The organism is Henriciella mobilis (assembly GCF_003576285.1).
Taxonomy (GTDB): Bacteria; Pseudomonadota; Alphaproteobacteria; order Caulobacterales; family Hyphomonadaceae; genus Henriciella; species Henriciella mobilis.
The window spans coordinates 820,408-839,231 of record NZ_QWFX01000005.1; the positions used below are offsets into that span (position 1 = coordinate 820,408).

Annotated in this window: 15 protein-coding genes and 1 pseudogene; 2 read left to right on the forward strand and 14 right to left on the reverse strand. The window is 61.4% G+C overall.

Features of this window, described 5'->3' with window-relative positions:
* Nucleotides 1–15: 15 nt before the first annotated feature.
* The gene (locus D1223_RS03870) at nucleotides 16–1,512 is read right to left on the reverse strand and encodes a sensor histidine kinase (protein WP_158588392.1); all 1,497 of its coding nucleotides are present in this window, start codon (nucleotides 1,510–1,512) and stop codon (nucleotides 16–18) included.
* 147 nt (nucleotides 1,513–1,659) lie between these two features.
* On the opposite strand from D1223_RS03870, the gene D1223_RS03875 reads away from it, so the two are divergent.
* Nucleotides 1,660–2,244, forward strand: a complete 585-nt coding sequence (locus tag D1223_RS03875) for a hypothetical protein (protein ID WP_119375073.1) — start codon at nucleotides 1,660–1,662, stop codon at nucleotides 2,242–2,244.
* Between the two features lie 44 nt (nucleotides 2,245–2,288).
* Here the strand turns inward: D1223_RS03875 and uraH are convergent, their stop codons facing one another.
* The 10 genes and pseudogenes from uraH to D1223_RS03925 all read right to left on the reverse strand — a co-directional run bounded on the left by uraH (nucleotide 2,289) and on the right by D1223_RS03925 (nucleotide 12,558).
* On the reverse strand, nucleotides 2,289–2,612 hold the full coding sequence (gene uraH / locus D1223_RS03880) for a hydroxyisourate hydrolase (protein WP_119375074.1): 324 nt from the start codon (nucleotides 2,610–2,612) through the stop codon (nucleotides 2,289–2,291).
* Entirely contained in the window at nucleotides 2,612–4,030 is a 1,419-nt protein-coding gene (locus D1223_RS03885; protein ID WP_119375075.1) for an NAD(P)-binding domain-containing protein, read from the reverse strand. The genes uraH and D1223_RS03885 overlap by 1 nt, the downstream gene beginning before the upstream one ends.
* Nucleotides 4,027–4,530, reverse strand: a complete 504-nt coding sequence (gene uraD, locus D1223_RS03890) for a 2-oxo-4-hydroxy-4-carboxy-5-ureidoimidazoline decarboxylase (RefSeq protein ID WP_119375076.1) — start codon at nucleotides 4,528–4,530, stop codon at nucleotides 4,027–4,029. The genes D1223_RS03885 and uraD overlap by 4 nt, the downstream gene beginning before the upstream one ends.
* Nucleotides 4,527–4,907, reverse strand: coding sequence for an oxalurate catabolism protein HpxZ (gene hpxZ, locus D1223_RS03895; RefSeq protein ID WP_119375077.1), 381 nt, complete (start codon nucleotides 4,905–4,907; stop codon nucleotides 4,527–4,529). Before hpxZ ends, uraD begins: the two co-directional genes overlap by 4 nt.
* The gene (gene puuE, locus D1223_RS03900; protein WP_119375078.1) at nucleotides 4,904–5,788 is read right to left on the reverse strand and encodes an allantoinase PuuE; all 885 of its coding nucleotides are present in this window, start codon (nucleotides 5,786–5,788) and stop codon (nucleotides 4,904–4,906) included. Before puuE ends, hpxZ begins: the two co-directional genes overlap by 4 nt.
* On the reverse strand, nucleotides 5,785–7,011 hold the full coding sequence (locus D1223_RS03905) for a pyridoxal-phosphate-dependent aminotransferase family protein (RefSeq protein ID WP_119375079.1): 1,227 nt from the start codon (nucleotides 7,009–7,011) through the stop codon (nucleotides 5,785–5,787). The genes puuE and D1223_RS03905 overlap by 4 nt, the downstream gene beginning before the upstream one ends.
* Nucleotides 6,986–8,269 carry an allantoate amidohydrolase gene (locus D1223_RS03910; protein ID WP_119375080.1) on the reverse strand — a complete coding sequence of 428 codons (1,284 nt, stop codon included), beginning with the start codon at nucleotides 8,267–8,269 and terminating at the stop codon, nucleotides 6,986–6,988. Before D1223_RS03910 ends, D1223_RS03905 begins: the two co-directional genes overlap by 26 nt.
* Nucleotides 8,263–9,849, reverse strand: coding sequence for a gamma-glutamyltransferase family protein (locus D1223_RS03915; protein WP_119375081.1), 1,587 nt, complete (start codon nucleotides 9,847–9,849; stop codon nucleotides 8,263–8,265). Before D1223_RS03915 ends, D1223_RS03910 begins: the two co-directional genes overlap by 7 nt.
* Nucleotides 9,849–11,299, reverse strand: a pseudogene (locus D1223_RS03920) (AtzE family amidohydrolase). The gene D1223_RS03915 and the pseudogene D1223_RS03920 overlap by 1 nt, the downstream one beginning before the upstream one ends.
* Nucleotides 11,300–11,643: 344 nt before the next feature.
* Complete coding sequence (locus tag D1223_RS03925; RefSeq protein WP_119375082.1) at nucleotides 11,644–12,558, reverse strand: LysR family transcriptional regulator; 915 nt, start codon at nucleotides 12,556–12,558, stop codon at nucleotides 11,644–11,646.
* Between the two features lie 206 nt (nucleotides 12,559–12,764).
* Between D1223_RS03925 and D1223_RS03930 the strand changes: the two genes are divergently transcribed.
* A complete protein-coding gene (locus tag D1223_RS03930; RefSeq protein WP_119375083.1) occupies nucleotides 12,765–13,742 on the forward strand; it encodes a bile acid:sodium symporter family protein in 978 nt (325 codons plus the stop codon).
* Here the strand turns inward: D1223_RS03930 and xdhC are convergent.
* Genes xdhC through xdhA form a run of 3 tightly spaced genes read right to left on the reverse strand, consistent with a single transcriptional unit; the run spans nucleotide 13,709 to nucleotide 18,553 of the window.
* Complete coding sequence (gene xdhC, locus D1223_RS03935) at nucleotides 13,709–14,755, reverse strand: xanthine dehydrogenase accessory protein XdhC (protein ID WP_119375084.1); 1,047 nt, start codon at nucleotides 14,753–14,755, stop codon at nucleotides 13,709–13,711. The genes D1223_RS03930 and xdhC overlap by 34 nt on opposite strands.
* The gene (gene xdhB, locus D1223_RS03940) at nucleotides 14,752–17,097 is read right to left on the reverse strand and encodes a xanthine dehydrogenase molybdopterin binding subunit (RefSeq protein ID WP_119375085.1); all 2,346 of its coding nucleotides are present in this window, start codon (nucleotides 17,095–17,097) and stop codon (nucleotides 14,752–14,754) included. The genes xdhC and xdhB overlap by 4 nt, the downstream gene beginning before the upstream one ends.
* Entirely contained in the window at nucleotides 17,090–18,553 is a 1,464-nt protein-coding gene (xdhA, locus tag D1223_RS03945) for a xanthine dehydrogenase small subunit (protein ID WP_119375270.1), read from the reverse strand. Before xdhA ends, xdhB begins: the two co-directional genes overlap by 8 nt.
* Between the last annotated feature and the right edge of the window lie 271 nt (nucleotides 18,554–18,824).

Genomic DNA, 18,824 nt, shown 5'->3' on the forward strand with positions numbered 1-18,824 from the left:
GCGAGCGGGTTTTTCTCAGGCGGGTCTCAACCAGATTGAAAAACAGGTGCCAGCGCCGGGCTCTGACCACACATCGACGGGAATATCATAGGTGCCGGACAAGTCCTTGACGATTGACAGACCCAGGCCCGCGCCGGGTGACGCCTCACGCTTCACACCGGACTGGAAGGCCCGCTCGGCGTCTCCATCCTCGAAACCGCCTCCATTGTCGATGATGTCGAGCCGGACGCGCCGCCCGCGTCGCCTGAGCCCGACAAGTACGGCGGAGGGTTCAGCATGGGTGATGGCGTTCGAAATCAGATTGCCGGTGAGCCGGATCAGGGCCAAGGGAGGAGCGACGACAGACACACTGCTGGGGACAAACCGAAGCTTGATCCCGGCCGCGGCGGCTTCGGCTGAAAACATGCGGTCGAGTGTATCGAAGAGGAGCGATATGGGCAGGACTTCCTGCTCCATCTCGCCGTGCAGACCGGTCTCGCCGGGGCGCGAGGCTGAGCGCGACAGTTCACCGGTGAGGCTGTCCATATGATCGAGAACCTGGCCCAGCCGGGTAAGCACATCGCGTGGGGCTTGCTTGCGCAGAGCGTCAAGTTCGGCGCGCATGGAGGCGATTGGCTGGCGGATGTCGTGCGAGGCCTCGGACAGGGCGCGCGAATGCCGGGCGGCGATATCGCGCGCACGGGCATAGTTGCGTTCCATCTCAAGCAGGCTGGCATTGGTCTCGGCGTCGCGTCTCGCCGCTCTAAGACTTTCCTGCATGGCGGCATCCCGTGCCTTCCGTACATCGATCAGCGCCATAAGGACGGCCGTCATGGCAGAAGCAGTGACGACCGCATAGAGAAGCCGCTGGACCAACGACGCAATGGCGGCATCGCCTGCACCGCGCGAGACGGCCAGCACCACCATAACGACCATCGCGACCCCGAAAAGGATAACAGCGACCCTCGGAACCTGTTGGGGGCTGTCGTCATGCATCGCCCAGGTTCGGGTCGCGACGAAGTGGGCTGCGGCCATCAGCAGGGCCAGACCGAGCGTGATGTAACTCAGCCATTGGCCCGGCACCATCCAGACGGGAAGCAGGACGAGGAGCGACAGGCCCGCCAGCAGCGTCATCGCCGTGCGCGCCCGTTTCATTTCCTGTCTGGGATCGATCGAACGTTCCGCGGTGTAGAATCCGAAAGCGATGGACACGATCGCAAGCGAATAGGAAGCCGAGGTGTCGACGGCGCCGCTGAAGCCGAAGGCCGTCAGCCCACCTTCCAGCGCCCAGAGCGTTGCCAGGAAACCGGCGAAGAGGCCGGAATAGAAAAGGCCGATGAGATTGTTGAGCGCCAGGTTGATCACCACAAAGGCGATGATTGTCGCAACAAACATGCTGTAGAAGGCGATGCCCCAGGGCGAGTAGGCTGGGGCGTCGAGACTGGCCTGCGTCACGCACCCTCCAATGAACGGCAACAGCAACAGGATGGCCGCCCAGGATCGTCGCGCATGTTGTCGGGCGGGCTTCGCCATCGTGACTGTTCCAATCGTCTCGGTGCCCAAATCGTCTAGCAGGCTCCCAGCGCAGCCAGAATGGGTAATCGTACCCATACCGCACCACCGGTCCGTTCCGTACCCAGACGGTCATCATCAATGATCCGTCAAGGAAGGGAAAAGACAATGAACCAGACGATTCAGATGCTGAAGGTGGGCCTCGGCGGTGCATCCCTGCTCGGGTTGGTGAGCGCTGGAGGGTGCGCGGCAGCGGCGGGCGACATGGGCAGCGCTTTCGCGACCGCCGCGGGTATTCCGCAAATGGACGCTTTCCTGCCGGCCCGCGAGGCCGTAGCGGCGGGTGAGCCAATGGCAATCGATGGCGACTATACGATCTCGACCATTGGCAAACGCATCCGGTTCGAAGGTGGTCGCGCCTATGCCGTCGATCCGTGGCTTCACGGGTTCACGCTGAAAGTCCGGCCCGGCATGGTCGTCATTCGCGATATCCAGAAGACCGGGTCCGGCCAGTATACCGGTCAGGACCTGCCGCTCATGGGCCCGGCAACGATGAGCGTGATGGAGAATGGTGCGCTGGATGTTGCCGTGAGAGGGACGCTTGGCCCGGCGCGTTACCAGCTAGTCCCGGTCGCCGGATCAGTTTCGTCACCGCCTGTCGATGACGACCCAGTTGACGATGACGCTGGAGACTTCAGCGATTGCGAGACCATCGACGTTGATGGAAATGGCAATATCATCTGCGCGGACTAGAAAGGCAGCCGCCCCGGCAAACCCGGGGCGTTTCCTCTGCCTTGTCAGCTACCGCGATAGGTGGAGTACCCAAAGGGTGAGAGCAGAAGCGGCACGTGATAATGACGCTCTGTATCGGTTACAGTGAAATCGATGGGGATCACATCGAAGAAGGGGGGCTCATCCGATCTGCCCAGATAGTCGCCGGCATGAAAGACGAGGCGGTAGACACCGGCCTTGAGCGGCCTGGCGCCCAGCAGATCGGTACAGCGTCCGTCATCATTGGTAACGCTTTCGCCGGCGGGCTCGCCATCGATGGACAGCGAGACCTTCACCCCCTTCGCGGGCATTCCGGTCACCAGGTCCAGTATGTGTGTCGATAGTCCCATTACGCGTCCACCTTGCTTTCAGCTGGCACTTCGCTGACGAACTCCGGCTCATCGTAATTCAGATAGGCTTTTAGCCAGCGAGCCTGATCGTCCAGGAACAGCTGGTCGGCAACGCCCTTGGCCAGCCTCGGCAGGGCATAGGGCAGGCCGGTCAGCGCCGATGCCGAAAGGCCATGGGTCATCAGGGCGGAGTAGTTGAAGGCGAAGAGCCCGTGAATCAGGGATGCGCCCTCGTCGGTGCGCGGCAGGTATTCGAAGCTGTCGCCGAGGTAGGGGTGAATATCCAGAAGCGGCATTTGCTGATCTTCAGGTGGCGTGTACCTGTCCGACCAGAGCGCGATGTGATCGGCAACTTCGTCCAGTTCGGGACGCAGGGCGATATCGCTCAGCATGCCGGTCGACAGCACAACGAAGTCATAGGTGAAACGGCCCTTCGGCGTCTCGACGACAACGCCATCTTCCGTATCCTTCACCGACAGCCACGGTGAACCGAGGTGCAGCTCGAAGCCGGGCCAGGCGGCCGCGCGTTGGTATGTGTCGTTTGTGGGCGGCTGGTTGAGTCTCACGAAATGGGAGATGACCTGGTACTTCGTCGCATCGTCGAGGGCTGAGAAGCGCGGCACAACGCCCGTCTTCTCCATGAACCGGATGGGGTTGGTCCGGGGCATTTCCTTGCGGCGCATGAACACGTCAACCTTGGCGACGCCCAGGTGAAGCGCGTACTGGGCATTATCGAAGGCAGATGCGCCGCCGCCGAGGATCCCGACTCGCTTACCCTTTAGCGCTTCATAGTCGATGTCTTCGGAGGTGTGGGCATAGCGCGACTTGGGCAGGGCTTTTTCGATAAAGTCCGGCGTGTGCCATTCACCGCCGCCCTGGATGCCTGTTGCCAGGATGACCTTTCGCGCCTTGATGGCCTGCTGGCCATCTGGCGTGGACAGGTCAATCGTATGGATACCGTCGCCGGAAGGGACGATCCGCTCAACTTTCGTTCTATTGCGGACGGGCAGCGCAAGGATGCTGCGATACCATCGCAGGTATTCCATCCAGTCCTCGCGCGGGATTTTCTCGATCGCCTCCCAGCTTTGTTCGCCATGCTGGGCGACCCACCATTCCCGGAAGGTGAGCGACGGCACGCCGCAATCGATGGAGAGGAGCTCCTTTGGCGTGCGAAGTGTGATCATCCGGGCATAAGTTACCCATGGGCCCTCCAGCCCTTCCGGGTTCTCGTCGATGATCAGGACGTTGGTCACCCGCTCCTTGCGAAGCGCAAAAGCCGCGCCCATACCGCTTTGGCCGCCGCCGATGATGACGACGTCATAGACCCCCTCCGTTGGTTCGACCCAGGTCGGCTCATTCAGGCCGAGCGCCTCAAGATCATACCTGACCCTCTCATTGTGTGCGTCCAGTGCGGTCATGACATTATCTCCTCAAGTCGGATGCCCACGATCTTCGACACCTCACCCAGCGCCGTTCGGAATTCAGTTGCGCGATCATTTTCCAGCCGCTCGCGCATCGCTTTCAGGATGCCCGGCTTGTCGGTCAGCCGGACGCAGATAATGAAAGGGAAGTCGAAACGCTCACGATAGGCCGCGTTGAGCGCATGAAACGTCTCGTACTCCTCGGGCGTCATCCGGTCGAGCCCGGCCGAGGCCTGTTCTGCGGTGGACGCATCCGTGAGCGTCTTGTCCATCGCTGCCTTTCCCGCCAGCTCAGGGTGAGCACGAAGCAGGGCAAGCTGCCGCGCCTCGCCGGCATTTGAGACGACATCCGTCATGACAGTCTGCAGGTGTTCGCGATCCCGGAAAGGACCAAGCCCTGCCGTTTCCTCGACGATCCATGGGCTGTGTTCATAGAGCTCACCGAACGTCTCGATGAACGCTGCCCGGTCCATGGCGTTTACGTCTTCAATTGTCATGAGCCGGCTCCCTCGATGGAGACGTGGGCCGAAACGACTTTCCAGCCATCCTCGAACTTCACCCAGGCCTGGCTTTGCCGGCCGCGTTTGTCAGTGCCTTCGCGGAAGAATTCGGCATTGGTCGTGGCGAAGCTGTCACCATAGGTCGTTATTTCGACCCGGCCGAGCGTGCGCTGAGGCGAGCCGCCGCGCGCGCGCCTGAAGGCGGCAATCTCATCATAGCCGTAAAGCACTTCCCCGACGCCATAACGCACCGTTTCCGGGGCCTGCCGGAAGAGATCATCCATGGCGGTGACATCGTCCGCCATCAGCGCCGCCTCATAGCGGTCGAAAGCGGCCCGTACGTCTGCGACGGTACCGGGGGCGTTGATCTTCATGCCGGATGTGCCTCCAGCCAGTGCCGGGCGATATCGATCCTGCGGGCAACCCAGACATCGTCTTGTGCCAGGAGATGGTCGAGGAACTTCGAGACAGCGAGCGTGCGTCCCGGCCGCCCGGCAATGCGTCCGTGCAGGCCGACGGACATCATGCGTCCGCCTTCCGCGTGGAGCATGTCGAACGTATCGCGCAGGTAGCGGAAGAACTGTTCGCCTTCGGCAAAGCCGTTATAGGCGACGATCTTCATGTCGTTCACATCCAGCGTGTACGGAACGATCAGTTGCGGCTTGCCATGTCGGGTATCGTAATAGGGCAGGTCATCGGCATAGCTATCGGCGTCATAGACAAAGCCGCCTTCCTCGACGATGAGGCGGGCCGTGTTTGGGCTGGTTCGCCCCTGATACCATCCGAGGGGACGCTCCCCAGTGAGACGCGTATGGATCTCTATCGCCTCCGCGATATGGGCGCGTTCGGTGTCTTCGGGGACGTACTGGTAATCGATCCACTTAAGACCGTGGCTCGCGACTTCCCAGTCCGCCTTGAGCATCGCTTCGACGGCCGCCGGGTTCATCTCCATCGCCTTCGCGACCCCGAACACCGTGACCGGCACGCCGCGTGAAGTGAACAGCCTGTGGAGCCGCCAGAAGCCGGCCCTGGCGCCGTATTCATACAGGCTTTCCATGGCCATGGACCGTGTGCCCTGATGGGGCTGCGCGCCGACCATTTCCGACAGGAAGGCCTCGGATCCTGCATCACCATTGAGAACGCAATTCTCCGCGCCTTCCTCATAGTTCACGACGAACTGTACCGCGGTCCTCGCGCCGCCCGGCCAATTGGCGGGCGGCGGGCTTGCACCATATCCGACCAGGTCCCGCGTCATGAGGTGTAGGCCTCCAGTGCGGCATCAACGGCTGCGCCCGACGGTACGCTGTGCCCCTCCGTCCGCAGCACCGCTTCCAGCGCGCCAAGCGTAATCAGCACCTTGTTCTTGGCTGCGTTGTAGCCCATCGCGCCGATCCGCCAGATCTTGCCTTGGAGCGGGCCGAAGCTCGTTCCGATCTCGATCTCGAAATCATCGCGCATACGCTGGCGGACGCGCTCACCTTCGACAGTTTCAGGGATGTAGACGCCGGTAACATTGGTCATGCGGTGGGCGTCGTCCCCAAAGACAGTCAGTCCCATCGCTCTCAGACCTGCCGTCATGGCCTTGCCTGCGAGACGGTGGCGCTCAAAGCGCTCAGCGAGCCCTTCTTCAAGGCTGACGCAGGCGCATTCTCGCGCCGCATACAGCATGCTGGTCGCTTCGGTATGATGGTTGAGGCGTTTCTCCGACCAGTAGTCCATGACCATGGCAAGATCGAAATAGTTGGATCCGATGCGCTGGCCGCTGCCCTGTTCGAGATCATCGCGCTTGATGCCGAGCTCTGTGTGGCGGCGGGCGAAGATGTGCTCGGCCGCGCGGTCAGATATCGTGATTGGCGCTGAACCGGATGGTCCGCCAAGGCATTTCTGAAGGCCGCCTGTGACGATGTCGACACCCCATCGGTCGGCCGCGATTTCCATGCCGCCAACCGTGGCCGTCGCATCCACATAAGAGTAGGCGCCTGCCTGCCGGCAAAGCTCTCCCAGCCCCTCAAGCGGCTGGGCCATGGTCGTCGACGTGTCGCCATGGACGGTGGCTACGACCTTGGGTTCGAAATCGGCAATCGCTGCGGCGATCTCGTCCATGGGAACCGTCTTGCCCCATTCGGCATCGACGGTGCGCACCTCAGCACCAATCCGGGCGAGAATTTCCGTAAGAAGCAGGCCGAAGCGACCGAAATTCACCACCAGAACCCGGTCGCCCGGACTGGCGAGCGAAATGAGCGATGCCTCGATCGCCGAACGCGCGGTGCCATCGATGAGGAAGGTCCATTTGTTCTCAGTCCCGAAGATCGGGCGGTAGAGGCCCATCACCTCATTCATGTAGGCGGTGAACTCCGGGTCGAACTGGCCGAGCAGGTCAGCCGACATGGCGCGGAGCACCCTCGGATGGGCGTTAACCGGGCCAGGGCCCATCAGCAGCCTTTGCGGTGGATCAATCTGTCTGAACGAACTGGGCATCCGCTCGGGCCTCCATCAAATCTAGAAATTTCAACATTACCTCTAGCGCTTCATCGGCATCGGCTGGGTCGACCTTCTCCGCCGGGTTGTGGCTGACGCCGCCTGCGCACCGGATGAAAAGCATCACTGAAGGGCAAAGCTCCGACAGGATCATCGCGTCATGGCCAGCCCCGCTGACCAGGGTCTTCCGGGGGTGACCCGTCGCTTCAAGGGCATCTTCCATCATCTGGACGAAACCGGGGTCGCTGGGCGACGCGGCGAGATCCTGCAGCTTTCTGATCGAGAGCGATAGCCGCCTCTGCTCGCAAATATCCCTCGCGACAGTTCGGATCCGGTCACTCAGCAGGTTACGGCGCTCATCGTCGCCCGCGCGCACATCCAGCATGAATTTTACCTCGCCCGGAACGACGTTTGCCGCGCCGGGAAGGGCCTGGATACTGCCGACCGTGGCGACTTCGTCGGGCGCTCCACTTCTTGCTAGCTTTTCAATCTCGACCATGATTTCGGCCGCCCCAGCGAGCGCGTCGCGCCTCAGATGCATCGCATTGGTGCCCGCGTGCCCGGCTTCGCCCTTCAGCGTGTATTCGAAGCGAAGTTGCGCTGCGATCCCGGACACCGCACCGACCGAGAGGTTTTCGGCCTCCAGGACCGGACCCTGCTCGATATGTGCTTCAAGATAGCCGAGAATGTCGCCGGGATGGCGTCTTGATGCTGACAAGCGCCCTTCCGGCATCGGTATGGTGATCGAATGTTCGAACGTGTCGAGCGCTTCAGCGAGCGAGATGTCATCGCCGTCCACCAGATCCGGCGTCCCCGTGACGTCCTGCCCGATGACCGCACGCGAGCACAGCATGGCGACCGGGAAACGTGACCCTTCCTCGTCGCCAAAGGCGATGACCTCGATGGCAAATGGCAGGCGCCGGCCTGTTTCGTTGAGATACGCAACGCACTCGATGGCGAGCATGACGCCGAGCACGCCATCATACCGTCCGCCATTTCGCACGGTGTCGATGTGTGAGCCGATCAGCAATGCCTTGCGGCCTGCCTGAGACGCTTCATACCGGCCGATCAGGTTTCCAGCCGTATCCATCCGCACCGACATTCCCGCCTCGCGCATCCATTCGGCGGTGCGGTTGACGGCGGCCGCGTGAGCCGCGCTCAGATAGCCGCGATAGAGGAAATCGTCGGTCACGCTGTAGGGCGCGACGCCAAGCTCTTCGCATCGTGCAACAGCGCGTGTGCCGGATGCATTCACCATGCTGCCACCGCTCCATCGCTGCGCGGGTCTGTCGCGCCCTCGATCAATCCGTCCGCGTGACGGCAGACCGCGCCGGCATGGCCCATGACCGTTTCGAAGCTGCCCAGGACTTCTACGTCATGTCCGGCCTCTTTCAGTTGTTCGATCAGGCGCGCCGGGAAGCGGTTCTCCAGTTTTAGCGACACGCTCTGCTCGCCCCATGTTCGGCCGAGCAGCCAGCGCGGCGCTGATATCGCTTGCTGCAGCGGGACGCCGAACCGGGCGTAGCGTGAGAAGATCGCCGCCTGCGTCTGCGGCTGTCCTTCGCCGCCCATCGTGCCGTAGGCCATGATGCGGCCATCATCGAATTTGGCGAGCGCCGGGTTCAGCGTGTGGAATGGCTTGCGGCCAGGCTTCAGGCTATTCCAGCCGTCGGGCTTCAGGCGGAAGCTCGCGCCCCGGTTCTGCCAGACAATACCTGTCCTTGGCAGAACGACACCGGAGCCGAATTCGAAATAGATCGACTGGATCGAGCTCACCACCCGCCCCTCATGATCGACGGCGCCGAACCATGTGGTGTCTCCGGCCGCGGTCCTGTGAGGCCAGGGCAGAGCGTTCTGGCGATCGATAGTCTGGGCCAGCTTATCCAGCTGCTCGCTGTCATCGAGCTGCGACTGGGCATCTTGCGACATGAAGGCCGGGTCGCCGAGACCAATTTCGCGGTAGCGGATGAATGCCTGCTTGGTCGCTTCGACAAGGCCGTGAACATGGTCGAATTCGTCGACGCCATCTGCTCCAAGCCGGTCAAACAGGGCCAGGATCATCAGCGAGGTCAGTCCCTGCGTGGGTGGCGCCGTGTTGAAGAGTTCGGCTCCCTTGATCCGTAGCGATAGCGGTTCTGGCTGGTCAGCGCTGTGATTTTTCAAGTCTGCCGCGGTGATCGGGCTGCCAGCTTCAGAAAGGTCTGCGGCGATGTCGGCGGCGAGCGGGCCGTCATAGAAGCTTTCGAGACCGTCGGCACAAAGCCGTTCGAGCGTGCGCGCTAGAGCGGGCTGCATGAGCTGCTGACCATCCTTCAGGGGCGCGCCGCCCGGACGGAACACGTCCGAATAACCCGGAACCTCACGAAGCTCTGCATCCTTGCTGGCCGCGACCTCCGCCCCGCCTTTTGTGACGGAGACGCCTGCTCGAGCATAGTGAACCGCGTCCCGCAGCAGCCTGGATAGCGGTAGCGTCGAACCGGATCTTGCCAGCGCCGCTTGCCAGCCCGAAATCGTCCCGGCAGGTGTAATCGCCGCCAGTGGTCCACGCCAGGGAATGGCCTCCAGCTGCTGGTCGCGATAGAGCGCTGTCGAAACGTTTTCGCCCGCTGCCCCGCAAGCATTTATGCTGTAGACCGAGTCATCCGGCTCGCGGACGAGCCAGAAACCGTCTCCGCCAATCCCGGTCATGTGGGGGTAGACAACCGCGAGTGTCGCCGCGACGGCGACACAGGCCTCGACCGAATTTCCGCCATCTTGCAACACGCTGAGTCCGGCCTGGCTGGCCAGATGATGCGGGCTAGTGACCATGCCCCTGTATGCGCGCGGTGTCTGCAGCATCAGGCGACCTCGGCAAATTGTGCTGGCGGGTCTGCGCTGACTACGCCAGCCTCGCTGAGGCGTTCGGCCACGTCAAAGAGAAGCGCTTCCCGGCCGCGCGCCGCGACGAGCTGGACGCCTATCGGTAACTGGCCGGGCCGCTTCACGGGTACTGACAGAATGGGCACGCCGGCAAGGCTGAGTGGCTGGGTGTAGAGGCCGAGATTGGCGCGTGCGGAAACGAACTCTCCATCCAGTTCGATCAGGCCTGCCGCGATTTCTGGCGCCACGCTCGGCGTCGACGGCGCAATGAGCACGTCGAACGTGTCGAGCAGGCCGATCAGTTCGTTGACCGATCGATCCGCCATGGTTTCCGCATCGGCGATCACCTTCTCAGACAGCAGCGCACCAGCGACCAGCCGGTCGCGCGTCGCTGCGTCGAAATCCATCGGCCGTTTCTGCAGGTTCTCCAGGTGGCGGTGCCCGCCTTCTGACGCGGTGAGCAGGAAGGCCGCAGACCGGCCAGCTTCCGCCAGCGGCAGATCGACCTCTTCGGTTCCATCGAGCGTATCGAACACTGTGCGGGCGGCGTCGAATGCTGCCGCTTGCCCCTTCTTCTGGAACCATCCGCTGAGCAGTCCAGCCCTGATCTGAGCGGGTGCCGGGTGATCGGTAGAAGCGCCGCTCATGACTTCGAAGGCGAGACGCGTGTCTGCAACGGACCGGGAAAATGGGCCGACCGTATCGAGCCGGTCGACGAAGGCGAACGTGCCTTCGACAGGCAGCACGCCATGAGTTGGGCGCAGGCCAAAAATGCCGCATAGGCTGGCTGGGACGCGGACGGACCCATTGGTGTCGGAGCCCAGTGCCAGAGGAACAAGACCCGCTGCGACGGCTGCCGCCGATCCGCCAGACGAGCCACCGGCCAGCCGGGCGAGGTCGTGCGGATTATGTGTGGTTCCGGTGTGCTGGTTGACCGTCGCGAAGCCGTAAGCGAACTCATCCATGTTGAGCGTGCCGACCGGGATGGCGCCAGCCTTCCTGAGACGGTCGACAACAATGGCGTCGCTGGTTGCGGGCGGTGCATCCTGCAGGATCGCCGAGCCAGCTGTGGTGGTCAGCCCCTCGACGTCGAACAAGTCCTTCACTCCGAACGGGACGCCGGCAAGCGGTCCAGGATCCTTGCCCTCAGCGATGAGGCGGTCGATTTCGGTGGCTGCCTGCATGGCGGCCTCGTCCAGAACCCGCGTGAAGCAGACAAGCTTCGGGTTCAGCAACTCGATCCGGTCCAGTGTCGCCTTGATGATTTCGCTCGCAGTGACAGCCCCACTGCGGACGGCGCTGCTGATCTTTTGGGCTGACGCGAAAGGGTTCATCTCCGTGTCAGGACCTTCAGGACAGTGTGATATTGCGTCAGGAGCAGCTCCAGATTCTGATCGACGCCGGCGCGCATTTCATCTGTCAGTTCAATGCCAAGCGATTCTGCGCTCTCATCCGGGGATGCGCCGCCTAACAGGGTTTCCTTCGTGGCGATGGATGGTTCTGACGTCTTTGAAGGTGTCATGATCGTCTGTTCTGGAGCGCAGCGAGGCCGAGTCGAGGATGTCTATGTCGATTGCTCTATATTTGGCATCGCTCGCAAGCCGGATCAATCCGGGTGCGGCGAAACAGGGCGGTTGGTCCGCTAGCGACCGCAAACTGCGCACCTGTAGCGATTTTCGCATGTCATCAAGGCGCGGCCATGTCGAGTTCGCCGCTTCAGTGAGCGAATTTTGAGTTCAGGTGTGTCCGTCTGAGCCACAAAGCGTGTCGTTGTCAAAGCCCGGACGCCGCGTGAGCCTCAAGCTCCTCCTTCATCAGGTCGATGAAGCTGCGGATATAAGGCATCAGGACCCGTCCTTTCGGCGCCAGAAGCGAGATAGTGGTGGGCCGGATCACGCCATCGGCAAAAGGTGTCCAGGCGAGCTTGCCCTGGGTCAGCTCGTCTTCGAAACCGGTGCGCGAAATGAAGGCAACGCCAAGGCCCGCCTGGACCAGGTTTTTCAGCATCCCAATCCTTTCGACCCGCGCGGCGATCTGCAGGGGCGCATCGGTTTCCTGGATCAGCTCACGGATGATGCTGTGGTTCAGCCACTCCTCAGTCGGTGCGATTATCGGATAGGGCACGCAATCGCTGAGCGTGACTTCGTCGAGCTTGGCAAGCGGATGGCCCGGCTGCGTGATGACGCCGACCTTGGACTGGCCCGAAAAAATGGTCTCTGTTCGCGATCCCCCCGAAACGTCGAAAGCGCATACGACATCGGCATCCTTGGCCAGCAATGCGGATTTAATCGAGTAGTTGTCGCCAGAGATCAGCGTGAAGTCGATCAGCGGAAAGCGGCTCTGCAGGCGTGTCATGGCGCGGGGCAGGATGTCGACCGTTATGCTTTCGGCGGCGGCAATGCGGATCGTACCACGTACCCCGCCCTTGAGCCGGCCGATTTCGTGGCGCAGCTGCGAGGCATCGCGGTTCCACTGGCGGACATAATTGAGCAACGCCTCGCCCGCCGCCGTCGGTCGGATGCCCCGTGGCAAGCGCTCGAATAATTCGACACCGAGCTCTTCCTCGAGTTGCAGGAGTTGGCGGTTTACGGCCGAGGAAGCAATGTTGAGATTCTCGGCCGCCTTACGGATTGAGCCATCCTTTATGGCCTTGTCGAAGTAGAGAAGTCCGGTCTTGATAATCGTCATTCGCGCCGTGTCCCAAGGATAACGCCTGCCGCATGATGCTTTTATTAGAGTGCTTTGCACTAGATTTTGTTCTTGTCCAGCCTTAGGGGCTTGCTGGCAAAGAGGGGGCGCTACGTGACAATTTCATTCGCCGGCCTGCCCGGATGTATAGCTCAGTTTCGCGGGGGCCATCCGGTCTCTTTTCCCTCATCGAACGATTGAACGCCATGCGTATACTTCCCGACCGCTTCGTCATGCTAATGGTGCTCGCCGTCATCCTGGCCCTGATCTTCCCGCAGCTCGGCACCGCGGATGGACCGCTGAAGCTCGGCCTCGTGACGGAGTTCGGTATTGCGCTCGTCTTCTTCCTGCATGGCGCGAATCTTGAGCGCCAGAAGCTGGTGACAGGGCTGAAAAACTGGCGCGTTCACCTTCTCATCCAGACGACGACGTTCATTGTGTTTCCGATCGTCGGGCTGGTCCTCTATTTCGGACTGAAGGCTTACCTGCCTGACTTCCTGCTGCTGGGATTTTTCTTCCTGGCAGCATTGCCTTCGACCGTGTCCTCCTCGGTGGCGATGACGGCGCTGGCGCGCGGCAATGTGCCAGTCGCTGTCTTCAATGCGACGCTGTCCGGGTTGCTCGGCATGGTGATCACGCCAGCCCTGATGTCGATTGTGACAGCCACCGGGGAATCCCAGTTTTCAGTAGTGGACGCGATGATCGACATTACGATCACGCTGCTCCTGCCCTTCATCCTCGGGCAGCTTGCCCGCCCGCTGCTTAAATCCCTGCTGGCGAAGTACAAATCCTTCGTCTCGAAGATCGACCGCACGGTCATCCTGCTGATCGTTTTCAGTTCATTTGCCGAGTCGACCGCTGGCGGCGTCTGGGCGCAGTTTTCGGTATTGCAGTTCGCGGTGACCATCTCGCTGGTTCTGGTCTTCCTTGGGCTTGCCTTCTCGTACACAATCTTCGCTTCAAGACGCCTGTCGCTGCCGCTCGATGATGAGTCGGCGACGGTTTTCTGCGGCTCGACCAAAAGTCTCGCCAACGGGGCTCCGATCGCGCAGATCCTGTTTGCGGGAAATCCGAATATGGGCCTGATCATGCTGCCGCTGATGCTCTACCACCAGCTTCAGTTGATGGCCTGCGCGGTGATGGCGCAACGCTATGCGCGCAAAACCGAAGCGTTGGAAGCCTGACGCGGCGTGTCGGCCGATACCGCATCGCCGGTGATTTGCAGGATCTGTCCGGCAACCGCAACGGCAATGGTCGCGGGTGCCTTGCCCGAAATCTCGGGCAGCCCGATGGGGCTGGTGAGCCGCGAAATAGCCGCCTGCGGGACACTGTCTTCGCGCAGCCGCCGGATGAAGCGGGCGCGCTTGGTGGCCGATCCGATCAGTCCGCAAAAGGCGAAATCACCTCGCTGGAGAATGGCGCGGGTCAGCCGATAATCGAGCTCATGATCATGCGTGAGCACAAGATGGATGGCCGCGGGCGGCGCACTGGAGACTGCTTCTTCCGGATCGGTCAGGTGGCTGATCTCGATCCCGCTGCGGGTTCCGAGGTAGTCTGGGCGGCTGTCGAACCAGCGAATCGGCAGGGGCGAGATCGACAGGACGTGCGCAATCGCCTGGCCGACATGCCCAGCGCCAAACAGCATGACGGCTGGCGGCAGTGCGCTGACCTGCTCGAAAAACACGGCGCACACATCGCGAGCCGGCCGGTTGTCCGGAAGCAGGGAAGCGTCATGGCCGAGAAAGCCGGTCTTCAGTACGTGCGGCCAATCTTTGCGGCGATACAGTGTCTTGCGCTGGCCGGTTCCATCGAGGCGTGTTTCCAGCACGTGCTCGCCGGGTTGCTCAGCCATTGAGGCGATGTGTTCCAGCCAGCCCGTATCGCGCGCGTCCAGCCTTTCCAGCAACAGGCGCACATGACCGCCGCAGCACTGACGCAGCAGGGGGCCAAGCGGATAGTCCTGAAGCAGATGGGTAACGTCGTCGCGTTCAAGCATGCGACGCGCCTGCATTGTCGCCTGGTGTTCCAGGTTTCCACCGCCGATCGTGCCGAGGATTTTGCTCTTGCTGACCAGTATTTTCGTGCCCGCCTCCCGCGGGGCCGAGCCGTCGACGATGCACTGTGTCACCAGCACCGCAGCGCCATCCTGTTCGATCAATCGTATCGCGTCGCTTGCCCAGTCGAGACGGTCGGTCATGCCAGCTTCTCCGCTTCTGCTCGCGCTGCGTCGACGGCCATGAGAATCCGTTCGGGGGTGGCGGGCGCGTCCAGTTGGGGAAAGACCCGGTGCCCCGTCGCTCCGGAAACGGCGTGGGTCAGCGCGGAAAAGACCGAAATGGCCAGCATGAAAGGTGGCTCGCCGACCGCCTTGGAACGGTGGATCGTGCGCTCCTGATTGCGGCCCTTGTCCCAGATTTTGATATTCATGCTTGCCGGCCGGTCGGACGCTGTCGGGATCTTGTAAGTGGACGGCGCGTGCGTGCGCAGGCGCCCATTGCTGTCATAGACAAGCTCTTCGGTTGTCAGCCAGCCCATGCCCTGGACGAAGCCGCCTTCAATCTGCCCCATGTCGACGGCGGGGTTCAGCGACTGGCCAACTTCGTGGAGGATATCTGTCCGCACGACCCGGTTTTCGCCTGTGAGCGTATCGATCTCGACCTCGGACACGGCGGCGCCGTAGGCGAAATAATAGAATGGCCGGCCGCGATGGGTCGCCCTGTCATAGTGGATCTTGGGCGTGCGATAATACCCTGTGGCGGAAAGGGAAATTCGCGCGAGATAGGCCTGCTTGATCACCTCGTTGAAGGTGAATTCATGCCGCCCCGCAATGATCCTGTTGTTGGAGAAGACGATATCATCGGCCGGTACACCTTCCCGTTCTGACAGGAAATCCACCAGCCGCTTCTTGATTTTCTCCGCTGCGTCTTTCGCGGCCATGCCATTGAGGTCAGAGCCGGACGAGGCCGCGGTGGCGGACGTGTTGGGGACCTTCTCCGTCGACGTTGCCATGATCCGTACGCGGTCGATATCGACCTGGAATTCATGCGCGACGACCTGCGCGACCTTGACCATCAGTCCCTGGCCCATCTCGGTGCCGCCATGGTTCAGCTGGATGCTGCCATCGGTGTAAATGTGGATCAGGGCGCCGGCCTGGTTGAGGTGGGTTGTGGTGAAGGAGATGCCGAACTTCACCGGCGTCAGCGCGATACCGCGTTTGATGGTGCCCGTATCCTTGTTGGCGTCCTCGATCTGCTTGCGCCGCATGCGATAGTCAGACGACGAAGCGAGGTCTTCCATCAGTTCGCGCGCAACGAAGTCCTCCACGGTCTGGTGGTAGGGTGTGAGATTGCGGTCCGGTGCCGCGTAGAGATTGTCGAGGCGTACATCCAGCGGGTCGCGGCCGACCTTGAAGGCAATCGCGTCCATCATATGCTCGACAGCAATCATCCCTTGCGGTCCGCCAAAACCCCGAAACGCCGTATTGGACACGGTGTTCGTCCGCATGCGGTTCGATACGATCCGGGCCGCGCCGAGGAAATAGCAATTGTCAGCATGGAACATGGCGCGGTCATTGATCGCCAGCGAGAGATCAGTGGAGAAACCGCATCTGGACGCCAGGTCGAATTGCGCGCCGTGCAGGCGGCCATTGTCGTCAAAACCGGCTTTCCAGCCGACCTCGAAGTCATGCCTCTTGCCGGTGACGATCATGTCGTCGTCCCTGTCGAGGCGAAACTTGACCGCCCGGCCGGTCTTCGAGGCGCAGAGGGCTGCTGCCGCGGCGAGCAGGGTAGATTGGGTTTCCTTGCCGCCGAATCCGCCGCCCATGCGCCGCACAACGACCGTTATCAGATTGTCCGGAACGCCGAGAACCTTGGCGATCAGGTGCTGGGCCTCGGTGGGATTCTGCGTCGAGGAGTGGACGAGGATCTCGCCATTTTCACCGGGAATGGCCATCGCTACCTGGCCTTCGAGGTAAAAGTGGTCCTGTCCGCCTTCAGTCAGCCGCCCGCTCAGCGAATGAGGCGCTTGGTTGATGGCCGCTTCGGCATCGCCGAGCACCATCACCTGTTCAGCCTCGATTAGCGACCCAGCCGTTCTGGCGTCCTCAATCGTGACAAGTGGTGAAAGAGCTTCATAGTTGATCCGGGCTTTCTGCGCCGCATACCTGGCAGCTTTCCGGCTTTCGGCTGCCACGGCGAACAGGCTCTGGCCATGATACATCACCTTGTCTTCGACAAAGAGCGGATCATCGGGAATGACTGGGCCAATATCGTTCGTGCCCGGAATATCCTTGGCCGTCAGCACCGCGACAACGCCGGGCGCGTGCCTGACGTCTGACAGGTCCATGTCCTTGATTTGCGCGTGCGCCTGCTCGCTGGTGGCGATGTAGAGGTGCAGGCAGTCAGCCGGCTCGGGAAGGTCATCGACATAGCGGGCTTCACCGGTGACGTGCAGGTCGGCGCTATCATGTTTCAGCGCGCTACGAACGCCACCCTTGAGGCGGCTCGTCTCGAAACCGGTTCCTGCGTCTTCAGGCATTTGTATCTTGTGCCTCCAGGATCCTTGTCCGGTTGCTGGCCGTTGTTTCGATAAAAGCCTTACGCAGAAGGTTCTGCGCGACCTTGAGGCGATAGTCCGCAGAGGCACGCATGTCGGTCAGCGGAGAATAATCCTCTGTCAGGGCGAGGCATGCAGCGTTTATGGTTTCTTCGGTCCATGCCTGACCGGCAAGTGCCGCTTCGCAGGCGGTAGCGCGTTTGGGCGTGCCTGCCATGCCGCCAAACGCAATACGCGCAGTCTTTACCTTGCCGCCGTCCAGACCAATGGCAAACGCGCCGCATACTGCCGAAATGTCCTGGTCGAAGCGTTTGGAGATCTTGTAGGTCCGGAAGACCAGATCGTCCCTGATGGGTGGGATGGTCACCGACTTCACATATTCGCCCGGATGAAGGTCCTGCTGTCCATACTCGATGAAAAAACTCTCAATCGGGATGGTTCGCTCCCCATGGGTGGATGCCAGGGTCAGCTGCGCATCAAGGGCAATCAGGAAAGGCGGCGTGTCGCCAATCGGGGAGCCGTTTGCGATATTGCCGCCGATCGTCCCGCTATTGCGCACCTGCACCGATCCGAGTCGGGTAAGCAGGTTTCCGAGGTCATGATGAAGCGCTGTCAGATGCGTGAGTGCATCGCTGTATTTCACGCCCGCGCCGATGCAGAGGCCCGCCTCTGTCTGCTCGATCGTGCGAAGGCTCGGTATGTTTCCGAGGAATATCATGGCCGGCAAGTTCTGCATGCCCTTGGTCACCCAGAGGCCGACATCCGTTGCGCCGCCGACCATGACGGCATCAGGGTGTTTTGCCAGAAGCTCTTCAAGCTCGGTTTCGCTAGTTGGCACAAAGCCGGCGCGGTCAGTTTTATGGACGGGATCTGGAAAGCTGATCTTGCCCACCGGCGCGTCTTGGATGGATTTAAGGAGCGCCACGGTCTCGGAGTTTCCGAAACGAGACTTGGTCTCCGTTTCGGGCGTTAGCGCCTGCGCCGCCTCGATGATCGGTCCATAGCCGGTGCAGCGGCACAGATTGCCGGCAAGAACCGAATTTACCGAGTGGGGAAGGGCGGGGTCGGTCTCCTGGTACCGGGCGAAGAGCGACATCACGAACCCGGGCGTGCAAAAGCCGCATTGCGATCCGTTACAGTCGGCCAGCGTCTTCTGGACGGGGTGCATTGCCTTTGACGTGCCAATGGATTCAACCGTCACCAGCTCACAACCATGCAACATGGGCAGGAAGAAGATGCAGGCATTGATCGCCCGATAGCGGACCGTATCGCCTGCCAGTTCACCCAGCGCGACCGTGCAAGCGCCGCAATCGCCCTCTGCGCAGCCCTCCTTGGTGCCGGTCAGGCGTTCCTCCTCGCGGAGCCATTCAAGAACCGTTTGCGCAGGATCAACGCGTTCAAGCGTCCTGATGCGTCCGTTCATTACAAAGCTGATCATGCGCTGCGCCTTCATTCGATAAAGGTCATTATGACCGCCTCACGGTGCCTTGTCAGGGGCGGGATGCGCCTCGCCCGCCATCTATCGTCAAATGCTGCTGTGTTGTTCGAGAGCGCTCATTTTGGCAGCAGTGCAGGCGATAGAACTTCATCGTGTTTCTCGGGCAGACTGACTTTTGGGGCAATGATTTCTGCAAGGCTGGAACGAATCGTCCTTGTGGGTGTGATGCCTTTTTGCGGACGATTGCTAGCTAACTGGGGGACGGGAAGAG